This window comes from Rhodococcus sp. LMD (assembly GCF_056108245.1).
This window is the reverse complement of sequence record NZ_CM148557.1, coordinates 531314-558126: the sequence shown is the minus strand read 5'-3', so window position 1 is coordinate 558126 and position 26813 is coordinate 531314. Positions and strand designations below refer to the sequence as shown.

Below are 26813 nucleotides of genomic sequence, written 5' to 3'. Positions count from 1 at the left end.
AGCCCCGGGATTCAGGCGATGCAGGTCCCCGTCGCCACCGCTGCGAACGAATCGTCGGCCAGTGCCAGCTGACTGCTGACCTCCGCCGCGGTCAGCACGAATCCGGTATCGCTGTTGTCCACGGCCGCCCCGAACACGACACCCAGGACCCGGCCCTGCTCGTCGACGAGCGGACCGCCGGAGTTGCCCTGCCGGATGGACCCGCGGACGGTGTACACCTCTCGCTCGACGGTGCCCGAGCGGTAGATGTCCGGTCCCTGCAGGTCGAGCGTCTCCCGGATGCGCGCGGCACTCGCCGTGTAGGGGCCGCCGCCGGGATAGCCCAGGACGAGGGCGTCCTGCCCCGAGTCGGCCGGGGCCGGGGCGAATTCGAGCGGTGCCACGTCGAGTCCCGGCACCGAGAGGATCGCGACGTCGACCGCGGGATCGAACAGCACGACCTCGGCGTCGAGCGCCCCGCCCAGCGTCTGCACCGACACTGCCGACGTGCCGGCGACGACGTGGGCGTTGGTCATGACGCGTTCGGGCGCGACGACGAACCCTGAGCCCTCGAGCGCGCGCTGGCAGGTCGGCGCGATGCCGTTGATGCGCAGCACACTCGGGTGCAGGTCGAGCGCGACGGGACTGGCGAGCACACTCGGGTCCGGTGGCTCCACCTCGGCGACCGGGGTGCGTCCGAACGGGCCGATGACGTCCGGCAGGCCCGAGGTGTCGAGCAGCGCAGAGAACTCCTTCGGGATCCCGCGCAACCAGTCCGGGGCCAGCACGTCGACCGTGCTCAGCACCCGGGACCCGCGCACGGCCGCGGAGATCTCCGGCTGGGACGAGGCGGTGAGCGGAATGGCGAGCAGCCATGCCGCCACCAGCACCGCCACGGCCTGCAGGCCGGCCCCGACCACGCTGTCGACGCCCCGCGCGACGGGGCTGTGCATGTTGCTCCGGGCCGCCCGGCCGAGCACCATGCCCGCGACCTCGCCGATGATGACGAGGACGACGATGAGCGCGATCCCGGCGAGGATCCGCATCCGTCCCTCCTCGACGTGCACGAGCACGTGCGGGGCGATGAGGATGCCGGCGACCGCGCCGAGCACCACGCCGAGGAACGCCAGCGCGGACGCCACCGCGCCCTGCCGCAGGCCGGACGACGCGGCCACGAGCACGACCAGCAGGATGAGCAGATCGATCCATCCGGACGGCGTCACGGTTCGACCACCCCTGTCTCGAGCTCGGCGAGCGTGACGTCGAAGTCACGGATGTCGCTGTGGTCCCACTCGATCTCCCAGCCCGACACCGCGAACAGGCCTGCCAGGATCCCCGCGGTGAATCCCCACACGAGCATGTCCTCCACCAGGAACGCCGGTCCCTGGTAGCCGCGCTCGTGCCGGATCTGGAAGCGATTGTCCGGGTCGAGCAGGTCGTGCAGGGACACCCGGACCACCCGGACCGCCTCGCGGGGGTCGACCACCCCGATGGGAGTGGGCTTCTCCCAGAAGGCCACCACCGGGGTGACGTCGAACCCGGACGGCGGGATGAAGATCTCCGGCAGCACCGTCAGCGGGCGGACACCCGCGGGGTCGAGGCCTGTCTCCTCCTGCGCCTCGCGCAGCGCGGTCGCGACCGGGCCGTCGTCCTCCGGGTCGGCGGCACCACCGGGGAACGCGACCTGTCCGCTGTGCTGACGCATCGTCGGCGCCCGCTGGGTGAGCAGGACGTCCGCGTCGGCGGGCAGTCCGCCCCGGGCCAGGGGATCGGGTTCGGGCGAGCCGCCGAACAGTACGAGCACGGCCGCGGGACGAACGGGAACCCCGCTCGGAGCCCGGCGGTCGAGCACGGGGTTGACCCGGTGCGGATCGCTCGGCAGGACGGTGGACACGTGGCGCAGCCAGTACGGCGTCATACCTTCACTCCCAGGTGGTACTCCACGGCGGCGGCGACCTCGTCGGCGCTGCGGAACGGCTGGGGCAGCACCTTGGCGACCGAACCGTCGGGCCGCAGCAGCACCGTCACCGGCAGCACCGGCGGCGACTGCACCGCGGCCTGCGCCCGCGCGGACCCGTCCTGCACCCCCGGCAGCTGCACGGCGTACTCCGCGAGCCGGGACAGGGCGTTGGCCTCGTTGGGATCGGTGTGGACGGTGACGACCGTGACCGCATCCCCGGCACGCTGCGCGTACTCCTGCAGGTAGGGCAGTTCTTCGGCGCACGGCCCGCACCACCACGCCCACAGGTTCACCAGGGCGGGCCGTCCCGCGAGCGCGGCCGCCAGGTCGACGCTGCTGCCGTCGCCGAGACACTCGAACCGCAGCCCCGCAAGCGGCCCCGCTCCGTTCCCGGCCGGGGCCGGGCAGGCCTCGAGCGCCGCCGCGGCACGCAGCGGCGCGAGGGCCTCGGGGGTGTCCTGGGCCCGGCGGTCCACCGGCGCCGCGGCCGGCCGGGCACCGTCGACGGGCGGTGCCGGATCGTCGGTGTCGCGGGGCCAGATCGCGACGATCAGCGCCACCACGACGACGAGTGCCACCAGGCTCCAGCGGCCTGCGCGGGTCAGTTGCACCGGGTCACCGTCCGGCCAGTTCGAGCAGGTGCTCGGTCTCCGGTCCCTTCACCAGCGCGGCGGCGGTCACGGGGTCGGTCGGTCCGATGCCGTAGGACGGGCAGTCCTTGGCCAGTACGCAGATGCCGCAGGCGGGTTTGCGGGCGTGGCACACGCGCCGGCCGTGGAAGATCACCCGATGCGAGAGCAGGGTCCATTCCTTGCGTTCGACGAGCGCACCGACGGCGTGTTCGATCTTGACCGGGTCGGTTTCCCCGGTCCACTTCCAGCGGTGCACGAGGCGCTGGAAGTGGGTGTCGACGGTGATGCCGGGAACGCCGAACGCGTTGCCGAGGACGACGTTGGCGGTCTTGCGCCCGAATCCGGGAAGTGTGACGAGATCCTCGAGCCGGCGTGGCACCTCGCCGTCGAACCGCTCGAGCAGGGCCTGGCCGAGCCCGATCAGGGAGTTGGCCTTGTTGCGGTAGAAGCCGGTGGACCGGATGTACTCCTCGAGCTCGGCGCGGTCGGCCTCGGCGTAGGCGCGGGCATCCGGGTAGCGGGCGAACAGTGCCGGGGTCACCTGGTTGACCCGCACATCCGTGCACTGGGCGGACAGGATCGTGGCGACCGCCAGCTCGAGTGGCGTGGTGAAGTCGAGTTCGCAGTACACGTGGGGAAACGCCTCGGCGAGCCGCCGGTTCATGCGACGCGCCCGGCGCACGAGGGCGAGCCGACTCTCGGGTGGGCGCTCGCCTCCGGACGCGCGTCGTCGGCGCACGTCGGGACTCTCGGACGGGGTCGCATGCACCTGCTCCACTGTACGTACCCGGCCCGTCGCGGATTCGGCGCTGTGTCGCATCTGAGACCTTTCTTGTGTTTACTTCCCGGTATGCAAGCTCTTGCTGTCGTGCTCTTCCCCGTCCTGCTCATGCTGTTCGCATTGGCGATGGAGCGGGTCGAGTCCCGGCTGAGCCGTCTGTCCGTTCGCCAGCAGGAGGTCGAGGAGTTCCTCGACAAGGCGAGCCACGACGACGTCGCCACCCTGGCCAGGGAGGGATTCCCCCACGCTCTCGCCCGGTTCCACCGCCGCCGGCGGCGGGTCCTCGTCATGGAGTTCGACGACGCGGAGTCCGACATAGGGGAGCGCCGCGCGAGCTGATGCCGCGCGAGCTGATTCCGGGACGCATCGGTAGAATGCGTGGGCGCTGCCGCGGGAACGGCACGACGGTTGTCGTGGTGTCAATCACTCGTGCCGAGGGCGCGCACAGTAGACTTCGATTCCGTACGCGTTGCAGGTGGCCTGTCCGGGCGCCCGTGGACGTCGTGCGGACCCGGCAGCATGACGACGAGAATTACCCTCAAAGGAGCGCACGTGGACGACGTCCTGGCCAGAGCAGGCATCTTCCAAGGAGTCGAACCCTCGGCGGTTGCGGCGCTGGTCAAAGAGCTTCAGCCGGTCGATTTCCCCCGCGGACATGTCATCTTCAACGAGGGTGAGCCGGGCGACCGCCTGTACATCATCGTCTCCGGCAAGGTGAAGCTCGGCCGCCGTTCCCCGGATGGGCGCGAGAACCTGCTGACCATCATGGGTCCGTCCGACATGTTCGGTGAGCTGTCGATCTTCGACCCGGGCCCGCGCACCTCCACCGCGACGACCGTGACCGAGGTCCGCGCCGTGAGCATGGACCGCGACGCGCTCAAGGCCTGGATCGATCAGCGCCCGGAGATCGCCGAGCAGCTGCTGCGCGTGCTCGCGCGCCGCCTGCGCCGCACCAACAACAACCTGGCCGACCTGATCTTCACCGACGTGCCCGGTCGCGTCGCGAAGGCTCTGCTGCAGCTCGCGCAGCGGTTCGGCACCCAGGAGGCGGGCGCGCTGCGCGTCACGCACGACCTGACCCAGGAGGAGATCGCACAGCTCGTCGGCGCCTCCCGCGAAACCGTGAACAAGGCGCTCGCCGACTTCGCCCACCGCGGCTGGCTGCGGCTCGAGGGCAAGAGCGTGCTCATCTCCGACTCGGAGCGCCTCGCCCGCCGCGCGCGGTAGGCCCACCCTTCCGAACGACCCGAGGCCGGTGCATCGTCGATGCACCGGCCTCGGGTCGTCCCAGGTCAGGCGAAACTGCGCAGGTACTCGAGCTGGACGTTGACCGACTTCTCCGCGACCGGCCACAGCGACGGGTCCACATCGGCGTACACGTGCTCGACGACGGATCGCGGCGTGGCGTCGTCCCCGAGCACTCGCAACGCGGCCCGCACCTGGTCGAGCCGCTCCTCCCGATGGGCGAGATAGCCGCGGGCGACGGTCTCCAGGTCGGGCAGGTCCGGTCCGTGACCGGGCAGAACGGTGTAGCCGCCGCCCAGGTCGATCAGCCGGCGGAGCGACCCGAGGTAGTCCCCGAGGTCGCCGTCGGAGTCGTCGAGAACGGTGGTGCCCCGGCCGAGGATGGTGTCGGCGGTGAGCACGCTGCGGTCGTCCTCGACGACGAAGGACAACGAGTCCGCGGTGTGGCCCGGCGTTGCGAGCACCCGGATCCGCAGCCCGGCCGCCTCGATCGTCTCGCCGTCGGCCAGGCCCGCTCCCCCGCCGTGCCGGTGCCGGGCATCCACGGCCCGTACCGGGGTGCCGGTGAGTTCGGCGAACCGGCCGGCGCCGTCGGTGTGGTCGCCGTGCCGATGGCTGACCAGCGTCAAGGCCACGGGAACGCGCGCGACGCGGGCGAGGTGCGCCTCGTCGAGCGGGCCCGGATCGACCACGACGCATTCGTCGCTGCCGGGGGCCCGCAGGATCCAGGTGTTGGTGCCGTCGAGCGTCATCATCGACGGGTTCTCGGCCAGCACCACCGCGGCGTTGGCGGTGACCTGCCGCAACTGTGCGTACGCGGGGTGAACCAGCGTCACGATCCGGCCTCCTCCATGTGGGGTGCGTCCCACTCTAGATCCGGTCCACCCCGCATCCGTCAGCGCACCTCGGCGACGATCTCGACCTCGACGGGTGCGCCGAGCGGCAGCTCGGCCACGCCGACGGCGGACCGGGCGTGCACGCCCGCCTCCCCGAACACCTCGCCGAGGAGTTCGGATGCGCCGTTGATCACACCCGGCTGACCGGTGAAACCCTCCGCCGATGCGACGAAGCCCACGACCTTGACGATGCGGACGAGGTTGTCGATGCCGACGAGGTCGTCCACCGCGGCCAGCGCATTGAGCGCGGCGATGCGCGCCGCGGCCTTCGCGTCCTCGGCCGCGACCTCGGCGCCCACCTTTCCGGCGAGGCCCAGCGCGCCGTCGACGAACGGCAGCTGGCCGGAGGTGTAGACGTGGTCACCGGTGCGGACGGCGGGAACGTACGCGGCGACGGGCGCCGCCACCGGCGGCAGGCTCAGGCCCAGTTCGGCGAGCCGTGCCGTCCAGCTCTGCCCGGCGGAATCCCCTGTTGCCACGCCCGTCAGCCCTTCGGGCGCTTGAGGTACGCGACGTGCTGCTCACCGGTGGGTCCCGGAAGCACCGAGACGAGTTCCCAGCCGTCGGCCCCCCACGTGTCCAGGATCTGCTTCGTGGCATGGGTCAGCAGGGGCACCGTCGCGTACTCCCACGTTGTCAATTCGCTCATGTCTCGACCCTATATGCGCACCGGACTTATAGGCTCGACGTCGTGGCATCAACGACTGCTGAACACGACGTCTGGCCGGCGAAGGCCGCGCAGGCGCGGCTGCACTTCGTCTCGGGCAAGGGTGGCACCGGTAAGTCGACCGTCGCGGGGGCGCTGGCCCTCGCGCTGGCGGCCGGGGGCCGCAAGGTGCTCCTGGTGGAGGTGGAGGGACGGCAGGGCATCGCCCAGCTGTTCGACGTGCCGCCGCTGCCGCCGGTCGAAACCAAGATCGCCACGACGGACAGCGGCGGCGCCGTGTACGCCCTGGCCATCGACATCGAGACGGCCTTCCTCGAGTACCTGGACATGTTCTACAACCTCGGGTTCGCGGGGCGGGCGATGCGCCGGATCGGTGCCATCGAGTTCGCGACCACGCTGGCGCCGGGTCTGCGGGACGTGATCCTGACCGGCAAGATCAAGGAGACCGTGGTGCGCACCGACCGCACCGGCGAACCCGTGTACGACGTGGTCGTGGTGGACTCCCCGCCCACGGGCCGCATCGGTAGCTTCCTCGACGTGACCAAGGCGATGGCCGACCTCGCGAAGTCGGGTCCGATCCGCTCCCAGAGCGAGGGGGTCGTGCGGCTGCTGCACTCCGACGAGACCATGGTCCACCTGGTCACGCTGCTCGAGGCGCTCCCGGTGCAGGAAACCTCCGACGCGGTGAGCGAGCTGCTCGCGGCGGACCTGCGGCTGGGTACCGTGATCGTCAACCGGACCGCACCCGACTTCCTGCCCGAGGAGATGGTGGACGAGGCGGCGGCCGGCCGGATCGATGCGGCCGCGGTACGCGAGGGACTCGACCGGGCGGGGGTCGCGCTCGACGAAGCGAACTTCGCGGGTCTGCTGACCGAGACGATCGAGCATGCATCCACCCTGCAGGCGCAGCAGGTCAGCGCCGCCCAACTCGACGAGGTGAACGTGGCACGAATGCATCTGCCCGCGCTGGCGGACGGCGTGGATCTCGGCGGGCTGTACGAGCTCGCGGAGCAGCTCGGCGAACAGGGTGTGCGGTGACCGCGCCGCGGGCGCACCATGCGCCGCCGCTCGACGTCCGGTCCATCCTCGCCGACCCCTCGTCGCGCATCATCGTGTGCACCGGCGCGGGCGGGGTCGGCAAGACCACGACCGCTGCGGCGCTGGCGCTGCGGGCCGCAGAGCAGGGCCGCAACGTCGTGGTGCTGACGATCGATCCGGCCCGGCGGCTGGCTCAGGCGCTGGGTGTGCAGGCCCTCGACAACAGTCCGCAGCTCGTGCAGCTGGGGCCGGGCGCGAAGGGCGAGCTGCACGCGATGATGCTGAACATGCGCCGCACCTTCGACGACATGGTGCTCGAGCACTCGACACCGGAAAAGGCGCAGCAGATCCTCGACAACCCGTTCTATCAGACCGTGGCCTCGTCGTTCTCCGGCACTCAGGAGTACATGGCGATGGAGAAGCTCGGGCAGCTCGCGGCGAGCGACGCCTGGGATCTGATCGTGGTCGACACCCCGCCGTCGCGCAATGCGCTGGACTTCCTCGATGCACCGCAGCGGCTCGGCGCGTTCCTGGACGGCCGGATGATCCGCATGTTCACCGCGCCGGGGCGGGGGCTGGGACGGTTGGTGACGGGCGCCATGGGCCTGGCCCTGAAAGCGGTCTCGACGATCGTCGGTAGCCAGATGCTTTCGGACGCATCCGCTTTCGTGCAGTCCCTGGATTCGATGTTCGGCGGGTTCCGGGAGCGGGCGAACCGCACCTACCAGTTGCTGCAGCAGCCGGGCACCCACTTCATGGTGGTCGCGGCGGCCGAACCGGACGCGCTGCGGGAAGCATCGTTCTTCGTCGAGCGGTTGTCCGAGGACCGCATGCCGCTCGCGGGGCTGATCCTCAACCGCACGCATCCGACACTGTCCTCGCTACCGGCCGACCACGCCCTGACTGCGGCGGATCTGCTCGAGGAGCAGGGCCGGAAGGAGAACGCGCCGGCCGAGGCCGTGCTGCGGGTCCACGCGCACCGGGCGGTGACGGCGAAGCGGGAGCTGCGGCTGCTGGCTCGATTCACGAGTGCGCATCCGCGGGTGCCGGTCGTCGGCGTACCGTCGCTGCCCTTCGAGGTCTCGGATCTCGAGGCACTGCGCGCCGTGGCCGATCAGATGACCCGCGAGGCATGACCTCGCGGGTTCCCACTGATCGGTCGGACGGCTGATCGGTCGGACGGCCGATCGGTCAGACGGCGTTCTGGTGCTGACGCTGAGCCTCGAAGAAGTCGGCCCAGGAGTCGACTTCGGGATGCTGCTTGAGCAGCGCCCGGCGCTGACGTTCGGTCATCCCGCCCCAGACGCCGAATTCGACGCGGTTGTCGAGGGCGTCGGCGCCGCACTGGAGCATCACCGGGCAGTGCCGGCAGATGACTGCGGCCTTGCGCTGGGCGGCGCCACGGACGAACAACTGATCGGGGTCCACTTCACGGCATCGGGCTTTCGATACCCATGCGATGCGTGCTTCTGCTTGGTCTACGTCGAGCCGGGCCATCGGGGTGGTCATGTGCATTCAGTTGCCCCTTACTCTCCGAACGCCGTGTCACGGGGTCCTGGAAGGCACGCAGTATCGACGGCCTAGCACGACCGTTCTGCGCCACATTCCTATTCAGGTGTTATCTGCATCACACTGAGGACTCAATCTAGGTAAAGAGTTCCCCGTGCGCAAGGTGGAGAAACACTTTTCTGGTACGCCCGTGCATCACTGCACGTCGGAGGGTTTTCGCCAGCGCAACGCGGACACGGGAACGCGTGCGGCGGGGTCCGTGCTCCGCCGCGGCACGTACTGTGTAGGCGTGTCGATCGGAAAAACGGTGGCGAAGCTCGCAGGATGCACGGCACTGGGCGGAGTCCTGCTGGCCGGTGTGATGTTCCCGGCGGCCGGAGGGTTCGGCTACGTCTCGAACCGCGCCGCGGACACGGTGGACAACAGTTCCGCCGAACTCGTCGAGGGGGTGGTGCCCGCGGTCACCACCATGACCGACGCCGCGGGCACACCCATCGCCTGGCTCTACGACCAGCGCCGGTTCGAGGTGCCGAGCGACCAGATCTCCAACGAGATGAAGCTCGCCATCGTCTCCATCGAGGACAAGCGCTTCGCCGAACACCAGGGTGTCGACTGGCAGGGCACCATCCGCGCCTTCCTCACCAACACCACCAGCGGGCAGGTCGAGCAGGGCGCGTCCACGATCGACCAGCAGTACGTGAAGAACTACCTGCTGCACGTGGTCGCCAAGACCGACGCCGAACGCCGCGCCGCGATCGAGACGACGCCCGCGCGCAAGATCCGGGAGATCCGGATGGCGCTGACGCTCGACGACGAGCTGACCAAGGACGAGATCCTCACCCGCTACCTGAACCTCGTGCCGTTCGGGAACGGATCCTTCGGCGTGCAGGACGCCGCGCAGACGTACTTCGGCATCGACGCGAAGGACCTGAACGTCACCCAGTCCGCGATGCTCGCCGGCATGGTGCAGTCCAGTTCCGCGCTGAACCCGTACACCAATCCGGACGGCGTGCTGGCGCGGCGCAACGTCGTGCTCGACACGATGATCCAGAACATCCCCGAGCGCGCCGCCGAGATCCGTGCCGCGAAGGAGCAGCCGCTCGGCGTCCTGCCCGAGCCGAAGACCCTGCCGCGCGGGTGCATCGCCGCGGGCGACCGGGGGTTCTTCTGCGAGTACGCGCTGCAGTACCTGGCCGAAGCCGGGTTGTCCCGCGAACAGATCGACAAGGGCGGATATCTCATCCGCACCACGCTCGACCCCGAGATCCAGAACTCGGTCAAGTCGTCGCTGGACAAGTTCACGAGCCCGACCGTCGAGGACGTCGCCACGGTGATGAACGTGATCCGGCCCGGGGAGGATTCGCATCGTGTCCTCGCGATGGGGTCGAGCCGCGTGTACGGTCTCGACGGCGAGGCCAACCAGACGGTGCAGCCGCAGCCGTACTCGCTGACCGGTCACGGCGCCGGCTCGGTGTTCAAGATCTTCACGGTGGCCGCGGCGATGGAGAAGGGCCTCGGCACGAGTGCCGTGCTGGACGTGCCGGCCCGCTACAACGCCCGCGGTCTCGGTGACGGCGGCGCCCCCGGGTGCCCGCCAGCCACCTACTGCGTCGAGAACGCCGCGCCGTACCCGCCGAAGCTGTCGGTGACGGACGCGCTGGCGCAGTCCCCCAACACCGCCTTCGTCAAGCTGATCGAGGCCACCGGGGTGGACTCCGTCGTCGACATGTCGGTGCGGCTCGGTCTGCGCTCCTACGCCCAGCCCAATTCCTCCGGTTTCGGCGAGCAGAGCATGTCCGAGATGCAGAAGGCGCAGCACCTCGGTTCGTTCACCCTGGGACCCACCTGGGTCAACCCGCTGGAGCTGTCCAACGTCGCGGCGACGCTCGCCTCCCACGGCAAGTGGTGCCCGCCCACGCCGATCGACGCGGTGTTCGACCGCGAGGGCAAGCCCGTGCCGATCACCCAGCAGGCCTGCGAACAGGTCGTCGAACCGGGCCTGGCCGACACGCTCGCGAACGCCCTGGGCAAGGACACGTCGGGTGGCGGCACGGCGGCCGGCGCGGCCGGCTCGGTGGGCTGGAACCTGCCGGTGTCGGCCAAGACGGGAACCACCGAGTCGCACATGTCCTCGGCCTTCCTCGGTTTCACCAACAATCTCGCCGGATCCGTCTACACGTACGGTGACTCGCCTACGCCGGGGCAGATCTGTTCCGGGCCGGTGCGCCCCTGCTACGACGGCAACCTCTTCGGCGGCACCGAGCCCGCACGCACGTGGTTCGATGCGCTGCTGCCGGTCGCGAACAAGTTCGGCCCCACCGAGCTGCCCCCCGTGGATCAGAAGTACGTGCGCGGCGCCGGCAACGCGCAGGTCCCCAACGTCGTGGGCCTGAACCGGCAGCAGGCCAGCCAGCGCCTGATCGACGCCGGGTTCCAGGTGACGGAGACGACCGTCAAGGCGGAAGGCCGCAGTGGCACCGTCGCCTCGGTCTCGCCGTCCGGTTCCGCCGTCCCCGGCTCGACGGTGACGATCTTCGTCAGCGACGGGTCGGTGCGCGCCGCGCCGCCGAGCCCGAGTGCGACACCGGCCCGGCCGAGCGAGAGCCGGGTACCGGACACGACGGTGCCGGCCGCGCCGGCACCCATCCCGGGACGATGACCGGCGCCGCCCGGTCGCGCGACGACCGGGCGGCGCCGTCGTCTACCGGTGCCGTCTACAGGCGCGACTTGACGGCGGCGGACAGGCGCTTGCCGTCGGTCTTCCCGGCGGCGATCGCGGTCGCCGCCTTCATGACCTGACCCATCTGCCGGGGCCCCGGCCGCTCCCCGATCTCCTCGGCGACCTGGGCGAGGGCGGTGTCCACCACGTCGGCCAGTTCGGCGTCGGTGAGCGGGGTCGGCAGGTACCCGTCGATGATGCGGGCCTCGGCGTGCTCTTTCGCCGCCAGTTCCCCGCGGCCGTTCTCGGTGTACACCTCGGCAGCTTCGCCGCGCTTCTTCGCTTCGCGCGCGAGCACCTTCACGACTTCCTCGTCGGTGAGATCGCGTGCCTGCTTGCCGGCGACTTCTTCGGTCTGGACGGCGGCGAGCAACATGCGCAGCGTGTTGGTGCGCAGCGCATCCTTGTCCTTCATCGCGGACGTGAGGTCGGCGCGGAGCGTGGCTTTGAGCGAGGACGTGGTCTCGGACATGCCTCGACGCTACGCGGTGCCCTGCGAACCCGTGCACGGACGAGCCCCGGCGGTACGCTGGAGACGTGCCAGACGTTCCTACTCTCCGACGTGCCGCGATCGGCGCGGCCGGTGCCGCTGTCCTCGGCCTCGGCTACGCGACGCTCGTCGAGCGCAACGCCTTCGCTCTGCGGGAGGTGACGCTGCCGGTGCTCGCGCCGGACGCCTCGACGCTGCGAGTGCTGCACCTGAGCGACATCCACATGACGCCCGGGCAGCGGCTCAAGCAGAACTGGCTTCGCGAGCTCGACCGCCTCGAACCCGACCTGGTGATCAACACCGGTGACAATCTCGCGCATCCGAAGGCGGTCCCCGCCGTCGTGCAGGCGCTCGGCGGTCTGCTCGCCCGGCCGGGGCTGTTCGTCTTCGGCAGCAACGACTACTTCGGGCCGCGGGTGAAGAACCCGCTGAAGTACTTCGACCGCGACCACGAGCGCGTGCACGGCGCGCCACTGCCCTGGAGTGATCTGCGCGCCGCGTTCAGCGAGCGCGGCTGGCTCGACGTCACGCACGTGCGACGCGAGCTCGAGATCGCCGGGGTGCGCATCAGCGCAGCCGGTGTCGACGACCCGCACATCGACCGGGACCGGTACGACACCGTCGCCGGTCCCGCGAATCCGGCGGCGGATCTGCGGCTGGGGCTGACCCACTCGCCCGAACCGCGGGTGCTGGACCGGTTCGCGGACGACGGGTACGACCTGGTGATGGCGGGTCATACCCACGGTGGTCAACTGTGCCTGCCGCTGGTCGGCGCGCTGGTGACCAACTGCGGGCTGGACCGGTCGCGGGTCAAGGGCCCGTCGCGCTGGGGGTCGCACATGCGGTTGCACGTCTCGGCGGGCATCGGCACGTCACCGACGGCACCCGCCCGGTTCTGGTGCCGTCCCGAGGCGACGCTGCTGACGCTGGTTCCGGCACCGCGGGAGCAGGCTCGAAGCACCGCGGACGCGGGTACCCGGAGTACGTTTTCGCCGCGCTGACCAGGCGATTTAACCGTCAACCCCATCGTGCTGTAAGCTGACCGAGGTTCGAAACGGGGTGTGGCGCAGCTTGGTAGCGCGCTTCGTTCGGGACGAAGAGGTCGTGGGTTCGAATCCCGCCACCCCGACTCGCGAAGAACCTGATCGGGGCCTCTTCTCCGCACGGAGAAGAGGCCCCGATCTCGTTCTCAGTTTCTCGGCACGGCACGTCCGCCGTGATCGTGACGTACGGTGAGCAGACCGGCACGTTCCCGTCTCGAGCATCCGGCTCGACGCCTCCCGGTGACAAGCCGGCCTCCCCGAGGCCACCCAAGGAGCGTCTCATGACGCACAACCACGCCATCACCCACGTCGCCGACGATCGCTCCGTGCCGCCCGATCGCTCCGTGCCGCCCGAGCGCACCGCGCCGTCGCACCGCCCGCCTGCCCGATTTCCCACACCGGCCCACACGCCGCGCTTCCTGCTCCGGCCGAACTCCGCACCACCGTCCTCGATCGACGGCTCCTGGTTCCCGTGGACCACGAACCTCACCGACGAGCTGGACGACCTGATCTCCGCGCTCGTCCTGCGCCTCGGACCCGTGGCCCGGGTCTGCTTCGACTGGAACGCCCTGCAGATCTCGCGAAAACGAATCGACGAGTTCACCCTCGACTCGGGCGGCACCGCCCTGCGCGAACCGGCACCCGGACAACCACCGCACACGATGTACTTCCTCGGGTGCAACGGCACCCAACTCGTGCTGGTGCTCCTGTCCCCCGACACCGAACCGGACCACGCCTACGGCATCATGCGCACGTTGGCGGATTCGTAGGATCGGCCGGCGGTGCCGGCTCGTCCGGATACCGGCCGCCCCCGGAGTCCAGTGTGGCCGTCAGGCCCGAAAAGAAGACGTCGAGGCCGCGCTCGAACTCGGCGGCACCGTCGTAGGAGGCCAGAATCGGCGCGAGACTACGTAGGATGGGGAACTCGCCGATCGGTAGCCGATGCAGCCCCAGGCGGAGCAGGTCGTCGGACTCCTCCGGCCGCTCGACGAGTTCCTGCAACTCGTCGAGGACGTGACCGTGAAGGAACCCGAACAAGGCCCGGTAGACATGCAGGGCGTCGGCCGCAGTGAAGCCGGCCCGGGTGAGCAGGGTCAGGATACCTTCGAGGGGACGCAGAGTTCCGAGCGGACGCAGCGCGAGGGGCGTGGCCAAGGGGCGGGTGACCAGCAACGGAACCACGTGCGGGTGGTCGAGAGCCAGTCGACGGAAATCCCTTGCCACCGTTCGTAGTTGATCTTCCCAGTCACCGCCCTGGGGGTCGACGGACAGTTGCCCGAGGACGATCTCGGCGACTCCGTCGAGGAGGGCGGCCTTGTTCGGCGCGTGGCGGTACAGGATCATCGGATCCCGGCCGAGTGCCTTGCCGAGGCGGCGCATGGAGAGCCCCTCGACGCCGTCGCGATCGATGATCGCGAGCGCGGACGTGAGGATCGCTTCCCGGGTCCGAATGTTCCCGCCCCAGGGTCCGACCGGGCGGCCCGCGGGAGTCTTCGGCATCACGGACTCCTTCCCGTCCGTGTCCACTGTAGCCCTGTGCTGTAGGTCTACAGCGTTGACACCCTCGATGACGCGGTGTTGACTGGTCCTACATCCCAGGCCTCGGGAGGCCGCCGTGATCGACCTTGTGCGACCGAACGTCCTGCTCGTCGTGACCGCCGGAACGGGCGGGGCGCCCCGCGGATCCCGTCGCGAATCGACCGACACGCACCGGCGTCGTGGCCGCCCCGCTACCGAGAACGTGACTCGACGACGTGCGCCGCGGTGGGCCACCGCACCGACCGTTGATCCGCTCCCGCAGCGGGGTCCGAATCCTACCTCGCCCGTTGCGAACTCGATGCGGAAAGGACACCATGGCGATCTCCGACATCAAGGAATATGCGCACCTCACCGCGGATGATGTCGAGGCGCTGAGCACCGAACTGAACGAGATCCGCCGAGATGTCGCCGAGTCGCTCGGGGCGGCGGACGCCGCCTACATCCGGCGCACGATCGCGTTCCAGCGTGCACTGGATGTCGCTGCACGGCTGCTGATCTGCACCAGCAGGGCTCGGGCCGGGTGGGTTCTCGGAGTGGCAGCCCTCGCTGTCGCCAAGAGCGTGGAGAACATGGAGATCGGTCACAACGTCTCGCACGGGCAGTGGGACTGGATGAACGACCCGGAAATCCACTCCACGACGTGGGAGTGGGACATGGCCGGGCTCTCCTCGCAGTGGCGGTACTCCCACAACTACCGCCACCACGTTTTCAACAACGTCGTCGGAGTGGACGACGACCTCGGCTTCGGCGTCATCCGGATCACCCGCGACCAGCCTTGGCAGCCCGGCAATCTGGCGCAACCGCTGCGAAACCTGCTGTTGGCAATCACCTTCGAGTGGGGGATCGCACTGCACGGTCTGCATTCCGCGAACGAGCACGCCGGCAGCGAGGCCGAGAAGACCGCCCACCGGCGAGCACTGACGGGAAAGCTTGTCCGCCAATCGCTGAAGGACTACCTGGTCTTCCCCGCGCTCAGCGGTCGTCGCTGGCGGCGTACCCTGACGGCCGATCTGGTCGCGAATCTGCTCCGGAACCTGTGGTCGTACGTGGTGATCTTCTGCGGGCACTTTCCCGACGGCGCCGAGAAGTTCACCCTCGTCGAGCTCGAGCACGAGACGAGGGCGGAATGGTATCTCCGGCAGATGCTCGGAAGTGCCAATTTCCGCGCCGGCGCGGTGATGGCTTTCCTGAGCGGCAACCTCTGCTACCAGATCGAGCATCATCTGTTCCCGGACCTTCCCAGCAACCGCTACGCAGAGATCTCCATGAAGGTCCGGGCGCTGTGCGACAAGTACGATCTGCCGTACACGACGGGTCCGCTTGTGCGGCAGTATCTTCTGACTCTGCGTACGATCCACAAGCTCGCGCTGCCCGATCGATTCCTGCGGGCGACCTCCGATGACGCCCCGGAAACCGCCTCCGAACTGAAGTTCCGCTCCCCGGCTACCGCGCCGGTCGTTCCGCCGGCGGCCCTTCGGCCCGGCCGTCGGGCAGTTCTGCGGACCTTGCACCTCGACCGGCGCAACCGCCGGTGAGCGATGAACCCTGCCCGGCATTGGGGTGACCATCCGGGGCGGGGCCACGGAAGAGCAGGCCGTGAGGATAGCCTCCCCTCATGAACAAGCTCAGACACCTCGGCCGCCTCACCGCCGCGGCCCTGCTCGTCACCTTCACGGTCGCGGCCTGCGGCGGCGCCGCCGAGTCGACCCGCGACACCGGCGCCGGCAACGCCGACGTCGCCACCGGTGGCCGGCTGTTCGCCACCGCCGACGAGGAGACGGCGAAGCTCGGCAGCGACGCGGCGCCCGGACAGTTCCCCCGGGTCGTCACCCACGCTCTCGGCGAGACGGAGATCGCGGTCAAGCCGCAGCGCGTCGTCGTGCTCGACGGCGGCGAGCTCGATGCCGTCCTCTCCCTCGGCCTCACTCCCGTGGGCATCGCGAGTCCCGAGGGCGCTGCGGAGCAGCCGTCGTACCTCGCGGACCGGCTCGCCGGCGTCGCCGACGTGGGCACGATCAACAACCTCGATCTCGAGGCCATCGGCACGCTGCGGCCGGATCTGATCGTCGGCAGCAAGCTCCGCGCGGACAAGATGTACCCGCAGCTGTCCGCCATCGCCCCGACCGTGTTCTCGATCCGGCCCGGTTTCCCGTGGAAGGAGAATTTCCTGCTCGTCGCGGACGCGCTGGGCGAGGAGGAGAAGGCCGAGTCGGTCCTCAATGCCTATCAGACCCGCGCCGACGAGGTGGGGGACTCGATCCAGGGCGATCCGAGCATCTCGCTCGTGCGGTTCATGTCCGGCAAGATCCGCCTGTACGGGAACCTCTCGTTCATCGGCGTCATCCTGCAGGACGTCGGGCTGCGCCGTCCGCCGGTCCAGGACATCGAGGAACTTGCGGCCGAGGTCAGCCCGGAAACGATCACGGAGGCGGACGGCGACCGGATCTTCTACTCGAGCTACGGCAGAGAAACCGACGAGGCGGCCGTCGTCGGCGGCCCGCTGTGGTCGAGCCTCACAGCCGTGCAGCAGGGGCGCGCCGTCGCGGTGAGCGACGAGACGTGGTTCCTCGCACTCGGCCCGACCGGCGCAATGCTCGTTCTCGACGACCTCGAGCGATTGCTCGCACGGCAGTAACCGACATCGGCGTCAGATCGTCACCTCGTCGCGCCAACGGGTCAGCAACGCGGCGTCACCGAACACCTCGAACCGGTCGAGGGACGCCCGGTTCCACAGGAGGAGCAACAGATCCGACGCCGGCCCGCAGACTGCGACGTCCCCCTCGGCGTGGGTGTGGACGACGGAAGGTTCGTCGGCATCGAAGGTGATCGACCATTCGCCCTCGCCCGCGGCGAGGGCGGGGTCGGTCGCATGCAGGTGCATCGTCTTCCCAGACCAGGACGGCGACCCGGCACTCCCCGTCCCGGCAAGGGCACGGAACGGGAGCAGCACCCCGAAGAGTTCGTCGATGCCCTCGACGGCCAGTGCGGTGTCGACGGGCGTGGTGCCCTCGCCCGTGGCGAGCTCGGCGTCGGTCCGGTGCAGCGCAGTTTCGACCGCCATGCGACGGACCCAGAACGACGCCGGCTGCGGTCCGGCGAAGGTCTGCTCGTCGGCGTGCGGGTCGGCCGACTGCACGGCCTCCGTCAACTCCTCGAGTCCGTCCCGCACCCACGGGAGGACGGCGGCCCCGGCCGGAGCGGGTGGGATCTCGGTGCGGCGGCCGGTCCGCAGCCAGGCTGCCGCGTTCCGGTGCACGCGGCCGACGTGCCCGAGAAGCCGCTCGACGGACCAGCGCGGGCAGGTCGGGACCGGCCGGTCGAGCCGGCCTTCGCCGACGGCGAGCAGCCGCTCGGTGTCCGCGCGCAACAGCTTCGGATAGGACGCTCGATCCACGCCTCGATTATGCGTCCCGGGCACCTGCTTCCTGCCGGAGCGCCCCCTGTCAGCGCGCCGTCTCGCGCACGCGCAGCGTCATCACGTCGACGGGCTCCCCGACGTCCGAGAGCCCGTCGGACTTGCGGGCGGTGACGGCACCGAACTCGACGATCTCCCCGCCGTGGGTGCCGGCGAACGCGTACAGACCATACGTGCCGTTCGCCGCACCGTCGCTCACCGTGAACGCGATCCGCTCCTCGAGGGTTTCCCCCGCGGCCAGATCGACGTCGATCGGGTCCAGGACCGGCTCGCCTTCCTCGCCGTTCGGGCGGACCGCCCCGGCCCACACCTGCCCCGTGTAGGGCGCGTCGTCGGGTGCTTCGACGAGCAGGGTGGCCTCGACCACCCCGCCGGACGCGGGCAGCGTCGTGGACGTGTCCGCGGTGAGGGAGACGCGCACGGGCAGATCCGTTCGGGGAACGGCGGGACGGGTCGACGACGGGGATCCGTCGCCGATCTCCGGCCAGCCGTTGGCCCACACGATCCGGTCGATCATGCCCTCCCGTCGCTGCGCGCCGCTGGGCAGCTGGAGATCGTCGCGGGGAATCGCGTGGTAGACGATCCAGTCGTCGCCGGCGTCGTCGGTCACCACCGTGTTGTGCCCGGGCCCTGCCCACGGGTCGCTGCCGGCCAGGATGAGCGCGCCGCCACCGCCGTCGAGATCGTCGCCCTTGCGGTCGACGTACGGGCCGGTCAACGACTCGGACCGGCCGACGAGGACCCGGTAGGCGGTGTCGGCGCCGTTGCAGCAGTGGCCGGAGGAGAGGAACAGGTAGTAGTAGCCGTCGCGATGTTCGACGTGTGGTCCCTCGAAGCGTTCGTCCGCGACCCGGACCGGTTCGCCGGCAGGCGCGGTTCCCTCCGCATTCAGCGGGATGGCGTAGACGCCTTTGAAATTCCCGACGAACATCGTCTTCGTCGTGCCGTCGTCCCATACGAACGGATCGATCGTGCCCTGGACTCCGACGTCCTCGGCGCAGAACACGGGACGACCCAGGTCGGTCCACGGGCCGGCCGGTCCGGGTGCGGTGGCGAGACCGATGCACGGATTCGCCCCGTCCGGGAGCGCGTAGTAGAGGCTGTAGCCGGAGTCCGACTCGATCACGTGGGGAGCCCACACGTAGTTGTCCGGCGGGTGCCAGGTGGGAATCTCGGAGAACACGTCGTCGACGTACTTCCAGTCCGTGAGGTCGAAGGACGTGAAGACGGACATCCCGCGCAGGCCCCGGCCGTCGCCCCAGTCGTCACCCGTCGTGTACATGTAGTACGCCCCGTCGGATGCCCGCACGATGCTGGGGTCGGCCGCCACCGGCTCGACGATCGGGTTCGCCGCGGCCGACGGCGCCGGGGCGATCAGACAGGCGAGCAGCGCTGCGGCGGCGGCCCCCCGACGGACGTGGCGCCGCGCCGAGTGCGTGCCTCCCGCGTTCTTCCCCGTCTCGAACTTCCGCACGTCGCTCCCACCGTCGCACCCACATGGAACGGGGCAAATGTATACGGATGTGACTGATGTGAGAGTTGTGAACGACGGAAGCGGCGGGATCGAAACCGAACCGTGCCCTCGGACCGGTCCCGCGCCTCACACCGGCGGCAGCAACCGATCGAGGAATCCGTTGGTGAACACCCGATGCGGGTCGTGCCGGTCGAACGACGCGCGCGCCGCGTCCCAGCCCTCGTCGGCGGACAGTCCGGTGCGGTACATCGCCGGGACGACCTCACCGAGAAACCTCGGATCCCGGTATCCGCCCGCCGCGTCGAACGCCCAGCCCTTCGACCACTCCGACCGGAAGGTCGCGTAGTCACCGGAGTAGTGGTCGGCCATCCACTGCTCCATCTCCTGGAAGAAGGCGGACTGTCCCGCGGTGCCGGGAACGGAGACGACGTTCATCCAGATGGCCGTGTCCCACTCGGGCCGGTCGGGACGGGGACGGACGGCCGACAGGTTCGGCGGGCCCGCCGACTCGACGAGCACCTCCGACTGATCGTCCACGGTGCACAGGCGCACCTCGAACGGCATGTTGACCGGATACTGCCCGAGCGAGGCGTAGTGGGTCATCCGTTCGTGCAACCACGTGGTGAACTCGTGGATGACGCGGGCGATGTTCGCCCGCCGCGTGAGGACCACCCCGCCGCCGGCGACGACGCGCAGCGTGGTGGCCCGCAGATAGAACAACAGGTCCTTCGACCAGCCCCACAGGTCGGCGGTGCCGGTGGCGGCGAGACCGGCGGCGACGGCCCCGAACTGGGCGGCGCCGAAGGCCGGGGTGGCGGCCTGCATCCCGCTCGCCACCTGACCGAGAGGCGTGGTGACCTCCTCGGGGATGCTGTCGGAGAAGAAGTAGTTGTACGGCCCGTGCACCTCGCGCGCGGTCGGCGGCTTCTCGGGGCACACCGACCAGATCTTCAACCACGGCGTCTGCGTGAAGGGGAACCAGATCGCCTCCACTCGGCCGGACTCCTCGACGAACCGCTCGAAGGTGCGGCCCGGAGCGCCGGGCGGGGCGAACAGTTCCTGCCACGGCACGTCGGTGAAGCTCTGGCAGCGCAGCCGGTAGTTGGCCCCGGCCTGCAGGGTCACCGAGGTGACGAAGCTGCGGCCCAGGTGGGCGAGCAGGGGCGTGGTCTCGGGTTCGGACCGACGGAACTCGCGCAGTTCGTAGGCGCCGGCGGCGCCGTTCCACACGACGGCGGTGAGGGCGACGACGAGGTTCGACAGGGAGCCGAACGACTGGCCGGGGATCGCCCGCTCCCCCGCGGCCGGATAGGTGGCGCCGTGCGCGCCGATCGACAGCGCTCCGGCGATGGTGATGTCGCCGATGGCCGGCGCATTGGCCCACCCGAGGCCGTGCTGCTCCAGCGCGGTGAGGATCGATTCGATGCTCGCGCCCGCGCCGGCGGTGACGGTGGCGGGCGTTCCTGCGGGATCGACGGTGACGGCGTTCAGGTGCGCCATCGTGTCGATCAGCACGATCTTCTCGACGCTCTCGCCGGGCACGACGGTCAGCGGGCTCCAGCTGTGCATGGTGCCCCGCGGGCGGACGCGGTAGCCGTGGGCGCGGGCCCAGTCGGCGATGCGCACGACGTCGTGCGCATCGCGTGCGGTCGCGGTCCACACCGCGTCGAAGCGGATCGTCCGGGCCCAGTTCTCGAAGCGCTGCTGGGCCAGCGGGATATCCGCGGGGAATGCCGGGGGCGCCGGAATGGTGGCGCGCGGATCACCGACCGGGACTGCGCCGGCGGGTTTCCAGGCGAGACCGGTCAATCCCACGGCACCGGCGGCGCCGAGAAAGCCTCGTCGGCTGAGGGTCGTGGTGGAGACGGGGTCGCCGTCCGTCCGGGCATCGCGGGCTTTCACCGGGCTGGGCTCCGATCTGGCGGGAGGCAGAAACAGAGCAAAAATAGAACAAGTTCTCTTTCGATGCCAGTGGTTCCGAAATCCGCGTCAGCTGCCGGCGCGCGACACCCCGACGGCTTCGCGCAGGAGTTCCGGCGCGCCGTCGATCGACCACACCGCTATCGCGACCGCGGCGATCGTCAGCGCCGGGCCGAGGATCGCCAGCTCGAACGCGCCGCCGGCGCGGATGGCGAGGAACCCGGGCATCCGGATCTCCCACCAGCGTTCGCCGCGCCAGGGCACGAACGGCGCGAGAAACGGGATGCCCTCCTTGGTGACGGCGTCGCCCAGGCAGTGCGTCGCGCATCCGAGCGCTACCGCCACCCCGAGGCCCACCGAACCCACCTCGCCGGGGAACCAGTTCCACATGAGCACCGACAACACCGCCGAGGTCGCGGTCACCACGAGCCACCCGTTGCGCTTGGCCCAGCCGTCCGCGAGCCCGCGCAGCGCCAGGCCGAGCGTGACGAACAGGACGGCGACGACCGCGACCCGGTCGAACCGGGCGACGAGCATGGACACCCCCGCCCCCAGCAGGGCCGCGAACAGGGCCGTGTGCGTCAGCGTGCGATGGCCACCCCGGCGGCTACGGTCACGACGGCCCTTGGTGAGCGTGTAGTAGCCGAGCGAGAGGTTGTCGATGCCGCGCGCCGCCACCTGACTGACCGGCCCGAAGGACCGCGCCACCGTCGACTGCGGGGTGTCGAGATCCGGCAGCAGGGCTGAGCCGGCGCAGACCGCGGCGAACGCGAAGGTCTCCGCCGTGGAGCCGGGTCCACCCCACTCCGGGGGCAGCACGTCGGCGACGAGGAGGCCGACCAGCGCCCCGGACACCGCGTGGGTAGGACCCATGACCATCGCTGCAGGCACCTTTCGATCGGAGAACGGACCGGTGCCAACGTAGCAATCACATCCGACACTTCAGTAACACAGGTGTTCGATCGCCCGGAACACACGAAGGGCCACCCGCGGGAACGGGTGGCCCTGAGGGAGGTACCGGCTCAGGCGAGCTGGGCCTGCCACATCCAATGCGTCTGCTCGAGACCGGCGGTCTGGGCGATGAGCAGGTCCTGCGTGACCGGGTCCGCCTCGTCCGTCGCCGCGATGCGCTCGCGCAGGCGGCCGATGACGGCCGAGAGGTTGTCGGTGATCGACGCGACGACCTGCTCGTCCTTGGTCCAACCCGCACCGAACCCCTTGGTGCCCGAGTCCTGGGCGACGGTCGTGGCCCGTCCGTCCGGGCTGACGCCGATCGCCGTGAGCCGCTCCGCCACCTCGTCGGTGTAGGTCCGGGCGGCCGTGACGATCTCGTCCAGGGCGAGGTGCAGACTGCGGAACTGGGGGCCGACGACGTTCCAGTGCGCCTGCTTGGCGATCAAGCTCAGGTCGATCATGTCGACCAGGGTGTCCTGCAGAGCATCCCCCGCGATCTTCTGCTGGTCCGGATTCAGCGTGCTGGTGATGGGTCCGGTCATGATCCGAGCTCCTATCGGTGTCGATGTGCCTCCCGGCGGCGACGGACGTCGCGCCGGTCGTACTTCGGACATACTGCCCTGTTTCAACGCCCGAGGCGGTGGCCTGGTTCCCTGCGGCCGCAGGCAACGAAGTGGACACGGGACTCCCTGTTCTCGGAGTGTCCGTGGCGGCCGTGCCCCCGCGGGCGGATGATGGAGGAAGAATCCGCACCGAGGGAGGACAAAGAGATGCAGACGGTCGTCGTGTGGATACTGGCCACCCTCCTCTACTGGTGGGGCTTGCTCTGACGCGCGGTCAGGCCCGGCCCGACCGGACACCCTCCTCGATCTTCTTTCCGAGGTCGGTGTCGACATTCGACCAGTATTCGAAGATCCGGCCGTACAACGCCTCCGAGGTTCCGCCGAGGATGTGTCCGACGATGTTGCCCACCAGCCGCTCCCGAGCGGCGTCGTCGAGCACCTCGCGCACGAGCGTGCCGGCCTGACCGAAGTCGTCGTCCTCGGCATGCCGGACGTAGCCGGCCCGTACCGCCTCGGTGCCGAACTCCCACAGACCTTCGTCGCCGGCGAGCTGCGGGTCGGCGTGCGGGCCGCCGAAGCTGTTCGGCGCATACACCGGGGTGCCCGGGTCGTTGAACGAGTACCGCATGGCGCCGTCCTGCGAGTACGAGTTCACCTCGTTCTTCGGCGCGTTGACCGGCAGCTGCGCGTGGTTCGCTCCGATGCGGTAGCGGTGCGCGTCGGCGTAGGAGAACACCCGGCCGAGCAGCATCTTGTCCGGCGACAGTCCGATGCCCGGCACGATGTTCGACGGCGCGAACGCGGCCTGCTCGATCTCGGCGAAGAAGTTGCGCGGGTTGCGGTTCAGCGTCCAGGTGCCGACCTCGATCAGCGGGTAGTCACGCTGGGACCACACCTTGGTCAGGTCGAACGGGTTGAAGCGATACCCCTCCGCCTCGGCCAGGGGCATGATCTGCACCTTCAGCGTCCAGCTGGGGAACTCGCCCCGCTCGATCGCGTCGTGGAGATCGGCGCGATGGTAGTCCGGGTCGGTACCGGCGAGCCGGTCGGCCTCGGCCTGGGTGAGGAATTCGATGCCCTGGTTCGTCTTGAAGTGGTACTTGACCCAGAACCGCTCCCCTTCGGCGTTGACCCACTGGTAGGTATGGGAGCCGAAACCGTCCATGTAGCGCCAGGTTCGGGGGATGCCCCGGTCACCCATCAGCCACGTCACCTGGTGCGCGGTCTCGGGACGCAACGTCCAGAAGTCCCACTGCATGGTGTGGTCGCGCAGTCCCGAACCGGGCAGCCGCTTCTGGGAGTGGATGAAGTCGGGGAACTTGATCGGGTCCTTGACGAAGAACACCGGGGTGTTGTTGCCGACGAGGTCGTAGTTGCCGTCCTCGGTGTAGAACTTCACCGCGAATCCGCGCGGGTCACGCCACGTGTCGGGACTGCCCTGCTCCCCGGCCACCGTCGAGAACCGCACGAGGGATTCGGTTCTCGTGCCGGGCTGGAACAGCTTCGCCGCGGTGTACGCACTGACGTCGTTCGTGACGACGAGTTCGCCGAACGCGCCGCCGCCCTTGGCGTGCACGACGCGCTCCGGGACCCGTTCCCGGTTGAACTGGGCGAGCTTCTCGATCAGGTAGTGGTCGTGCAGCAGGATGGGGCCCTGCGTTCCGGCGGTGAGCGATTCGTCGTCGCTCGCGACGGGGATACCGACGCCGGTCGTGGTGGGGCGGGGATTCGTCATGGTGATCCTCCTGAGGAAGGGTGCCCGCCACACCACCGCGGGATGCGGTGGTGGCGGAGGGAAAAGCGTTGCTGAACTAGGATTCTCGACAATCGGGGCACAGACCCCAGAACGTCACTTCGGCCTCGTCGACGGCGAATCCGTGATCGTCCGAGGGCACGAGGCACGGGACCGCTCCGACGACGCAGTCGATATCGGTCACCGCGCCGCAGTTGCGGCACACCAGGTGGTGGTGGTTGTCGCCGATCCTGGTCTCGTACCGGGCGGGTGAGCCGGCGGGTTCGATGCGGCGCAGTAGCCCGGCCCCGACACACGCCTTGAGCACGTCGTACACCGCCTGCGTGGAGACGGAGCCGAGTTCGCTCCGCACCGCGACCGCGATCTCGTCCGCATCGGAATGCGGGTGCGCGGCAACCGCGCCGAGCACGGCAACGCGCGGAGCAGTCACCCGCAGACCCGCGGCGCGCAGTTGCGCCGGGATGTCGACAGGCTCGTCCGTTCGGTGCATGACCCCAGTATGCCCCTTTTCTGGAATAGGTCAAGAAAATGGGCGAGATCGGTGCGAGCACGATCCTCCGATTCCACACAACGGACCCCTCGGTGCGGTCTACCCTGCTTCTCAGCCCACCGGAAGAGGTCCGCCATGCGCACCATCCCGATTTCTCGCGCCTCCGGGATCGCGATCGCGGCCGGCACCGCGCTCACCCTGCTGCTCGGCTGCTCCAGCGGTTCCGACTCGGAGTCGGAGCCCTACTCCTACGGGCCCACCGTCGATGTCGGCGACGGCACTGCACGGACCTATGTCGAGTCGGGCGACGACGGCACACCCCAGGCGATCGGGCTGCGCTTCTCGGCGACGGCACTCGACGGGCTCGCCGACGCCCTCGAGGTGCACACGCTCGAGTTCCCGGCCGAGGCGGACGAGACGGCCTTCGACCACCTGACCCTGGACTGGAACCCGCACGGGCACGAACCGGTGGGATTGTTCGACCAGCCCCACTTCGACATCCACTTCTATATGATCCCCGCCGAGAAGGTCGACGAGATCGACCCGGCCGCACCGGGATACGCCGAGTCGGCGGCCAACATGCCCGAACCACGGTACATGCCTGCGGACTACGTTCCCGCCGGCCCGCCGGAGGTGGCACTCGTCCCGCAGATGGGGATGCACTGGGTCGACGGCACCCTGCCGATCGCACCCGGACAGTACGACTTCACCCAGATCCTCATCGAGGGATCCTGGGACGGCGAATGGACATTCGTCGAACCGATGATGACCCGTGAGTGGCTGCTCACCCGGCCCACCGTCGACGAGCCGGTGAAGCAGCCGGAGGCCTATCAGCAGAGTGCGTACTACCCCACCACCTACTCGGTGAGCTTCGACGACCGGGAGCAGGAATACGTCGTCGAACTCGGTGGACTCACCATGCGAGAGGAGTCGTGACAGTGGTGCATCTTCGCACGTTCGCGGTGCTCGGAGTCGTCGGTGCGACGGCGACGGCGACAGCACTCGTCCTCGGCTCGGCGGCCGGAGCCCAGAGTTCCACGGCCCTCGACGGCCCGCCGCACCCGGTCGGCAACGGATCGGCCCACACGTACGTCACCGTCGGCCCCGACGGCACTCCCACCGCGATCGGCGTCCGCCTCGACGCGGCCGCACTCGACGGCCTCACGAGCGGTCTGCTGCCCACCACCGAGGCCTACGTCCTCGACGTGCCCGCCGGGGCGCCGGACACCGTCGTCGACCACGTCACGCTGGACTGGAACTCGCACGGCCACAATCCGGAGCACGGGTTCGACCAGCCGCACTTCGACGTGCACTTCTACCTCGTGGACACCGCGACGGTGGAATCGATCCACCCGTTCGTCCCCGGTTATCTCGAACGGGCCGCGAAGCTGCCAGACCCGAAGTATCTGCCGGAAGGCTACGCACCGTCGGACCCCCAGCCGATTCTCGGCACCGTCGCCAAAATGGGACTGCACTGGCTCGACACCACCGAGCCGCACGGGCACTTCACGGAAACGGTCCTGCAGGGTTCGTGGGACGGCCGGCACATCTTCATCGAGCCGATGATGACCAGGGACTGGCTCGCCTCCCGGCCCGACCTGCACGAGGACCTGCGCCAGCCGAGCGCGTACCAGCAGTCCGGCTACTACCCCACCACCTACTCCGTGACGTGGGACGACGCGGCCGGGCAGTACGTCGTCGAGCTCGGCGGGCTCACGATGCGCGAGGCGTCGTGAGCCCGGTGCC

General features: G+C 69.5%; 28 protein-coding genes and 1 tRNA gene. 12 read left to right on the top strand and 17 right to left on the bottom strand.

The window, feature by feature from the left end; all coding sequences use genetic code 11:
• Window positions 1–11: 11 nt before the first annotated feature.
• The 4 genes from ACWPQI_RS02590 to nth are packed head-to-tail and all read right to left on the bottom strand — an operon-like array spanning window position 12 to window position 3349.
• On the bottom strand, window positions 12–1202 hold the full coding sequence (locus tag ACWPQI_RS02590; protein ID WP_124258494.1) for a MarP family serine protease: 1191 nt from the start codon (window positions 1200–1202) through the stop codon (window positions 12–14).
• Window positions 1199–1897 (bottom strand): NUDIX hydrolase, encoded by a 699-nt coding sequence (locus ACWPQI_RS02585; protein ID WP_017681220.1) that lies wholly within the window; start codon window positions 1895–1897, stop codon window positions 1199–1201. Before ACWPQI_RS02585 ends, ACWPQI_RS02590 begins: the two co-directional genes overlap by 4 nt.
• On the bottom strand, window positions 1894–2517 hold the full coding sequence (locus ACWPQI_RS02580; protein ID WP_010595014.1) for a TlpA family protein disulfide reductase: 624 nt from the start codon (window positions 2515–2517) through the stop codon (window positions 1894–1896). Before ACWPQI_RS02580 ends, ACWPQI_RS02585 begins: the two co-directional genes overlap by 4 nt.
• 37 nt (window positions 2518–2554) lie before the next feature.
• A complete protein-coding gene (gene nth / locus ACWPQI_RS02575) occupies window positions 2555–3349 on the bottom strand; it encodes an endonuclease III (protein ID WP_026137872.1) in 795 nt (264 codons plus the stop codon).
• Window positions 3350–3421: 72 nt separating this feature from the next.
• Between nth and ACWPQI_RS02570 the strand changes: the two genes are divergently transcribed.
• Window positions 3422–3691 (top strand): hypothetical protein, encoded by a 270-nt coding sequence (locus ACWPQI_RS02570; RefSeq protein ID WP_026137871.1) that lies wholly within the window; start codon window positions 3422–3424, stop codon window positions 3689–3691.
• A gap of 213 nt (window positions 3692–3904) precedes the next feature.
• Window positions 3905–4579 carry a Crp/Fnr family transcriptional regulator gene (locus tag ACWPQI_RS02565; RefSeq protein ID WP_003935274.1) on the top strand — a complete coding sequence of 225 codons (675 nt, stop codon included), beginning with the start codon at window positions 3905–3907 and terminating at the stop codon, window positions 4577–4579.
• Between the two features lie 65 nt (window positions 4580–4644).
• Here the strand turns inward: ACWPQI_RS02565 and ACWPQI_RS02560 are convergent, their stop codons facing one another.
• From ACWPQI_RS02560 to ACWPQI_RS02550, 3 genes are read right to left on the bottom strand one after another with little or no spacing between them, the layout of a single operon-like run.
• The gene (locus tag ACWPQI_RS02560) at window positions 4645–5433 is read right to left on the bottom strand and encodes an MBL fold metallo-hydrolase (protein ID WP_010595011.1); all 789 of its coding nucleotides are present in this window, start codon (window positions 5431–5433) and stop codon (window positions 4645–4647) included.
• Window positions 5434–5492: 59 nt separating this feature from the next.
• Complete coding sequence (locus ACWPQI_RS02555; RefSeq protein ID WP_017681218.1) at window positions 5493–5972, bottom strand: RidA family protein; 480 nt, start codon at window positions 5970–5972, stop codon at window positions 5493–5495.
• Between the two features lie 5 nt (window positions 5973–5977).
• The gene (locus ACWPQI_RS02550; protein ID WP_006945567.1) at window positions 5978–6142 is read right to left on the bottom strand and encodes a DUF4177 domain-containing protein; all 165 of its coding nucleotides are present in this window, start codon (window positions 6140–6142) and stop codon (window positions 5978–5980) included.
• A 42-nt stretch (window positions 6143–6184) separates the two neighbouring features.
• On the opposite strand from ACWPQI_RS02550, the gene bagA reads away from it, so the two are divergent.
• Window positions 6185–7198 (top strand): ATPase BagA, encoded by a 1014-nt coding sequence (gene bagA, locus ACWPQI_RS02545; protein WP_010595009.1) that lies wholly within the window; start codon window positions 6185–6187, stop codon window positions 7196–7198.
• The gene (gene bagB / locus ACWPQI_RS02540; RefSeq protein ID WP_010595008.1) at window positions 7195–8334 is read left to right on the top strand and encodes an ATPase BagB; all 1140 of its coding nucleotides are present in this window, start codon (window positions 7195–7197) and stop codon (window positions 8332–8334) included. The genes bagA and bagB overlap by 4 nt, the downstream gene beginning before the upstream one ends.
• A gap of 55 nt (window positions 8335–8389) precedes the next feature.
• Here bagB and ACWPQI_RS02535 read toward each other — a convergent pair whose 3' ends face one another.
• The gene (locus ACWPQI_RS02535) at window positions 8390–8713 is read right to left on the bottom strand and encodes a WhiB family transcriptional regulator (RefSeq protein ID WP_026137870.1); all 324 of its coding nucleotides are present in this window, start codon (window positions 8711–8713) and stop codon (window positions 8390–8392) included.
• 301 nt (window positions 8714–9014) lie between these two features.
• Here ACWPQI_RS02535 and ACWPQI_RS02530 point away from each other — a divergent pair, with 301 nt between their 5' ends.
• A complete protein-coding gene (locus ACWPQI_RS02530; protein WP_010595006.1) occupies window positions 9015–11366 on the top strand; it encodes a penicillin-binding protein in 2352 nt (783 codons plus the stop codon).
• A gap of 55 nt (window positions 11367–11421) precedes the next feature.
• On the opposite strand, the gene ACWPQI_RS02525 is transcribed toward ACWPQI_RS02530, so the two are convergent.
• Window positions 11422–11898, bottom strand: coding sequence for a GatB/YqeY domain-containing protein (locus ACWPQI_RS02525; RefSeq protein WP_010595005.1), 477 nt, complete (start codon window positions 11896–11898; stop codon window positions 11422–11424).
• A 65-nt stretch (window positions 11899–11963) separates the two neighbouring features.
• Here ACWPQI_RS02525 and ACWPQI_RS02520 point away from each other — a divergent pair, with 65 nt between their 5' ends.
• From ACWPQI_RS02520 to ACWPQI_RS02510, 3 genes are all read left to right on the top strand, one after another.
• On the top strand, window positions 11964–12917 hold the full coding sequence (locus ACWPQI_RS02520) for a metallophosphoesterase (RefSeq protein WP_017681216.1): 954 nt from the start codon (window positions 11964–11966) through the stop codon (window positions 12915–12917).
• Between the two features lie 54 nt (window positions 12918–12971).
• A tRNA-Pro gene (locus ACWPQI_RS02515) sits at window positions 12972–13045 on the top strand.
• Window positions 13046–13240: 195 nt separating this feature from the next.
• Window positions 13241–13729 carry a DUF5994 family protein gene (locus ACWPQI_RS02510; protein ID WP_010595003.1) on the top strand — a complete coding sequence of 163 codons (489 nt, stop codon included), beginning with the start codon at window positions 13241–13243 and terminating at the stop codon, window positions 13727–13729.
• Here ACWPQI_RS02510 and ACWPQI_RS02505 read toward each other — a convergent pair.
• Window positions 13704–14459 carry a TetR/AcrR family transcriptional regulator C-terminal domain-containing protein gene (locus ACWPQI_RS02505; RefSeq protein WP_017681215.1) on the bottom strand — a complete coding sequence of 252 codons (756 nt, stop codon included), beginning with the start codon at window positions 14457–14459 and terminating at the stop codon, window positions 13704–13706. The genes ACWPQI_RS02510 and ACWPQI_RS02505 overlap by 26 nt on opposite strands.
• A gap of 353 nt (window positions 14460–14812) precedes the next feature.
• Here ACWPQI_RS02505 and ACWPQI_RS02500 point away from each other — a divergent pair, with 353 nt between their 5' ends.
• Together ACWPQI_RS02500 and ACWPQI_RS02495 are read left to right on the top strand one after the other, a co-directional pair.
• The gene (locus ACWPQI_RS02500) at window positions 14813–16033 is read left to right on the top strand and encodes a fatty acid desaturase family protein (protein WP_017681214.1); all 1221 of its coding nucleotides are present in this window, start codon (window positions 14813–14815) and stop codon (window positions 16031–16033) included.
• A gap of 80 nt (window positions 16034–16113) precedes the next feature.
• Window positions 16114–17133 (top strand): ABC transporter substrate-binding protein, encoded by a 1020-nt coding sequence (locus tag ACWPQI_RS02495; RefSeq protein WP_017681213.1) that lies wholly within the window; start codon window positions 16114–16116, stop codon window positions 17131–17133.
• 12 nt (window positions 17134–17145) lie between these two features.
• Here ACWPQI_RS02495 and ACWPQI_RS02490 read toward each other — a convergent pair whose 3' ends face one another.
• The 7 genes from ACWPQI_RS02490 to ACWPQI_RS02460 form a co-directional block, all read right to left on the bottom strand.
• The gene (locus ACWPQI_RS02490; protein WP_017681212.1) at window positions 17146–17892 is read right to left on the bottom strand and encodes a maleylpyruvate isomerase family mycothiol-dependent enzyme; all 747 of its coding nucleotides are present in this window, start codon (window positions 17890–17892) and stop codon (window positions 17146–17148) included.
• A gap of 49 nt (window positions 17893–17941) precedes the next feature.
• The gene (locus ACWPQI_RS02485) at window positions 17942–19387 is read right to left on the bottom strand and encodes a family 43 glycosylhydrolase (protein ID WP_010594998.1); all 1446 of its coding nucleotides are present in this window, start codon (window positions 19385–19387) and stop codon (window positions 17942–17944) included.
• Window positions 19388–19513: 126 nt separating this feature from the next.
• Window positions 19514–21289, bottom strand: coding sequence for a cholesterol oxidase substrate-binding domain-containing protein (locus ACWPQI_RS02480; protein WP_461875196.1), 1776 nt, complete (start codon window positions 21287–21289; stop codon window positions 19514–19516).
• 87 nt (window positions 21290–21376) lie between these two features.
• On the bottom strand, window positions 21377–22186 hold the full coding sequence (locus ACWPQI_RS02475; protein WP_010594996.1) for a metal-dependent hydrolase: 810 nt from the start codon (window positions 22184–22186) through the stop codon (window positions 21377–21379).
• A gap of 143 nt (window positions 22187–22329) precedes the next feature.
• Window positions 22330–22803 carry a Dps family protein gene (locus ACWPQI_RS02470; protein ID WP_010594995.1) on the bottom strand — a complete coding sequence of 158 codons (474 nt, stop codon included), beginning with the start codon at window positions 22801–22803 and terminating at the stop codon, window positions 22330–22332.
• Window positions 22804–23098: 295 nt separating this feature from the next.
• Window positions 23099–24559: a catalase gene (locus tag ACWPQI_RS02465; protein WP_017681209.1), complete on the bottom strand. Its 1461-nt coding sequence runs from the start codon at window positions 24557–24559 to the stop codon at window positions 23099–23101.
• A gap of 76 nt (window positions 24560–24635) precedes the next feature.
• Window positions 24636–25067: a Fur family transcriptional regulator gene (locus tag ACWPQI_RS02460; protein WP_010594993.1), complete on the bottom strand. Its 432-nt coding sequence runs from the start codon at window positions 25065–25067 to the stop codon at window positions 24636–24638.
• A 135-nt stretch (window positions 25068–25202) separates the two neighbouring features.
• Here ACWPQI_RS02460 and ACWPQI_RS02455 point away from each other — a divergent pair, with 135 nt between their 5' ends.
• Window positions 25203–26003, top strand: coding sequence for a DUF5602 domain-containing protein (locus ACWPQI_RS02455; RefSeq protein WP_017681208.1), 801 nt, complete (start codon window positions 25203–25205; stop codon window positions 26001–26003).
• A gap of 2 nt (window positions 26004–26005) precedes the next feature.
• Window positions 26006–26803 (top strand): DUF5602 domain-containing protein, encoded by a 798-nt coding sequence (locus ACWPQI_RS02450; RefSeq protein ID WP_017681207.1) that lies wholly within the window; start codon window positions 26006–26008, stop codon window positions 26801–26803.
• The last annotated feature ends 10 nt before the right edge of the window (window positions 26804–26813 follow it).